The sequence below is a fragment of the Paenibacillus senegalensis JC66 genome, from assembly GCF_000285515.1.
Taxonomy (GTDB): Bacteria; Bacillota; Bacilli; order Paenibacillales; family NBRC-103111; genus Paenibacillus_L; species Paenibacillus_L senegalensis.
In genome coordinates this window covers 1-1,883 of sequence record NZ_CAES01000121.1, presented here as the reverse complement: position 1 = coordinate 1,883, position 1,883 = coordinate 1, and the positions used below count along the sequence as shown (strand labels likewise).

Genomic DNA, 1,883 nt, shown 5'->3' with positions numbered 1-1,883 from the left:
CAACCCTCTCATTTAGCTCAAATAAGGACGACTGCGAGCGTTAGAATTCGAAGTGAGGTATAGGCGGTCTGGAAACGACTGCAAACTGCTGCGAACACTGCGAATATTGCAAGCCGCTGCAAATGGTCGTGCCTCCTGCTTCTTGAACGTTTATTATATTATTTTCGTTAATATAAGCGGTCATATACCGCTTGTCCAGCAAATGTACAAGGGCTAAGGCTCGCTAACATGAAACGCGATGCAGCCCGTTTTTTACGAACAACTAATTACAATAAAATCTGTTGTCTTGTCAGCGATTCCTTTATGACAACATGAGATTACATCATAATCATACTGTTCTGCGGTGAGCTGAACTAGGTAGCAAATAAGAGGCGCAATATACAAGTCCGTTCGAAGTCCGAAGAAAGACATCGGTAAGGAAATGTGTTGCGCCTCTCGTATGATATTTATATACGTCCTTTACAAATTAATCTAGAAACGGATCAATACCCGACCAACTTGGCGTGCTCCCGGCTCCAATCGTTGTTATAAGCCTATTGGTTCCCTGGTCGATTACACTGACGTAGCCTCCACCTGAAACCGGAACGTATACAAGTTGCGACGGAATCGTATTTCGTAATAAGACGGGAAACGGATTAACTGCTACTCCGTCGGAGCTCCCTCCTACGTTAACGTTTGATACCGCGTAGCCATTTCCTGAATCAATGACACTAGCATTCCCGCCAAAAGACGTCACGTAAAACTTGTTAGTGATCAGGTTACCTTTTATATAGGTTGGATTCCCTGAGACCGTAATAACTTGGATATTGTTGTAACTGTTTGAAATATCGAAGACATTGACGAAACTTTGCGCATACCTGGCGACATAAAGCAAATTACGAATCGGATCGACAAGAACGCCGCTCGGGTTGCTGCCGGATGGAAGCGTGACCGTTCCAACAATGCTGTCGCTGCTGTCAAGAATCGTAACGTTGTCGCTTTGAAAATTGCTCACGTAAGTGGTGTTGGTTAGCGGATTGATGTCGATATGAATGGGCCGGCTTCCGACCGTAATCGTGGAGACAATGTCCTGATTCAGATCGATAACTGACACAACACTGGATCCGCTGCCCCAGTTGGCCACATACAATTTATTAGTATTGGGATTGAACGCCATCCCCCGTGGTGTATTGCCAACAGTGAATACTTTGAGAAGGGTGTTATTAATCCCGTCAACAACACTTACCTGGCCGCTGTTCACATTTGCAACGAAAACCCGGTGATTGATCGTATCGATCGCACCAGCTCCGTTCGCTCCAGCGCCGCCGCCAGGGACCAGCGTGATCGATGCAACAACTTCATTGGTCAAGGCATTGATGGCCATAAGGTTATGGTCGTTCTGATTGGCCACATACAGCATCGGAGCGTGGCTGCTTCCCGTGGCCCCCGTCGCTCCCGTAGCCCCTGTCGCGCCTGTGGCCCCCGTAGCGCCCGTAGCCCCTGTCGCGCCTGTGGCCCCCGTAGCGCCCGTAGCTCCAGTAGCGCCTGTCGCGCCCGTGGCGCCTGTCGCGCCTGTGGCTCCAGTGGCGCCGGTAGCCCCTGTAGCGCCTGTGGCTCCAGTGGCGCCGGTAGCCCCTGTAGCGCCTGTGGCTCCAGTAGCGCCCGTGGCTCCAGTAGCGCCCGTGGCTCCTGTCGCGCCGGTAGCCCCTGTAGCGCCTGTCGCGCCCGTGGCTCCAGTAGCGCCCGTGGCTCCAGTAGCGCCCGTGGCTCCAGTAGCGCCCGTGGCACCAGTAGCGCCTGCGGCCCCTGTCGCGCCCGTGGCTCCAGTAGCGCCTGCGGCCCCTGTCGCGCCCGTGGCACCAGTAGCGCCCGTGGCCCCCTGTTGCCCCCCGTGGCCCCCCGTA

At 53.5% G+C, this 1,883-nt stretch carries 1 protein-coding gene; it reads right to left on the bottom strand.

Features of this window, described 5'->3' with window-relative positions; genetic code table 11:
* Nucleotides 1-466: 466 nt before the first annotated feature.
* Nucleotides 467-1,883 (bottom strand): YncE family protein (locus PSHG_RS31110; protein WP_010267144.1); only part of this gene is annotated, 1,417 nt, incomplete at its 5' end.